The sequence below is a fragment of the Geodermatophilus sabuli genome (assembly GCF_010686765.1).
In the GTDB taxonomy this organism is placed as follows: domain Bacteria; phylum Actinomycetota; class Actinomycetes; order Mycobacteriales; family Geodermatophilaceae; genus Geodermatophilus; species Geodermatophilus sabuli_A.
The window spans coordinates 1-1389 of the sequence record NZ_JAAGWF010000046.1 but is presented as its reverse complement, the minus strand read 5'-3'; the positions used below and the strand labels follow the sequence as shown (position 1 = coordinate 1389).

Sequence of the window (1389 nt, the reverse complement as noted above, 5' to 3'; positions counted from 1 at the left end):
ACGCTCTCGATTACAATCAACCAAAGGAACCCCCGACACCACACCCACAAACGAGTGCAATGCCACGAGGAATTGTTGCTTGGCACTGACTTTCGGCACGCTGTTGAGTTCTCAAGGAGCGGACGCGCTTGGACATCGGCCATTTCTGGCTTCGTCCGAGGCGATGTACTCACTGTACTCCGCGCTCCGCAGCAGTCAAACCGCGGGGGTTCGACCGGCGGTTGACCAGGCTGGCGGCCCGGTCCGTTCTCGCGCGGTGCAGAGAGGACAGTACACCCGCTCCCGAGGTCCTGCACGCGGGGGTCCGAAGGGCTCCCAGCCGCTGCGCCGGAGGCGCCTCCACACCACGTCGACGCACCCGGACGGTGGCCGTCACCGCGACCGGCGCCGCGGTGGTCCGGGCCGGCGGGCGGGTCCGTCGCGGCCGTTCCGGGGTCGCGCTCGTCGCGGGGTCACGGCGTCGGCGGTCGCCGGGTCAGGCCACCCCGCGGGGGCGGAACTGGACGCTGACCCGGGGGCCGACGGGCTTCGTCGTCTTGGGGATGCAGTGCTCCCAGGTGCGTTGACACGAGCCGCCCATGACCACCAGGTCGCCGTGGCCCAGGGGGAACCGCAGGCTCTCGCCGCCGCCGGTCGGCCGCAGCATCAGCGGCCGGGGCGACCCGAACGAGACGATGGCGACCATCGTGTCAGCCGTCCGACCGCGGCCGAGGCGGTCCCCGTGCCAGGCCACGCTGTCCCGACCGTCGCGGTAGAGGCACATGCCGGCGCTGACGAAGGGCTCGCCCGACTCGGGCTCGTAGTGGCCGTTCAGTGCCGTGCGAGCCGCGGTCAGCAGCGGATGCGGCAGCACCTCGTCCCCGCCGTACCACCGCAGCAACCGCGGGACGGCGACCTCCCGGTCGTACATCTGCCGCCGGTCGGCCCGCCAGCCGATGTCCCCGAGCAGGACCTCCAGCACCGCGTCGGAGCCGGAGACCCAGCCCGGCAGGTGGTCGACCCACGCACCCCGGCTCAACGTGTGCCGGGTCGGGGCGAGCGCGCCGAGGGTCGGGGCCTCCGCGAGGTCCCACATCGAGGGCTGGTGCGCGAGCGCCATGCCGGCACCCTACCCATCGGTTCGAACGTCTGTACGGATCTGCGCTGCGCGGACCGCGGATCCCGTCAGCCCCCGTACTGGAGCGTCACGTCCGAGACCCCGCTGCTGGTGCTGTTGCGCAGGAACCAGGTGTTGCCGCGCGTGATCCCGGGCGTGGTCGAGCCGTTGCCGTCCCAGTCGCCGACGACCGGCCGGTCCGTGGGATCGCCGTAGGCGAAGGCCACGTCCGAGACGCCACTGCTGGTGCTGTTGCGCAGGAACCAGGTGTTGCCCCGCACCACCCCGGGCGT

The 1389-nt window shown here is 71.7% G+C and carries 2 protein-coding genes; both read right to left on the bottom strand.

What is annotated here, in order from left to right:
* Window positions 1-475: 475 nt before the first annotated feature.
* Entirely contained in the window at window positions 476-1099 is a 624-nt protein-coding gene (locus GCU56_RS22915) for an alpha-ketoglutarate-dependent dioxygenase AlkB (protein ID WP_163484492.1), read from the bottom strand.
* Window positions 1100-1164: 65 nt separating this feature from the next.
* The coding region (locus GCU56_RS22910; RefSeq protein ID WP_204332708.1) for a hypothetical protein at window positions 1165-1389 on the bottom strand (225 nt) is incomplete at its 5' end.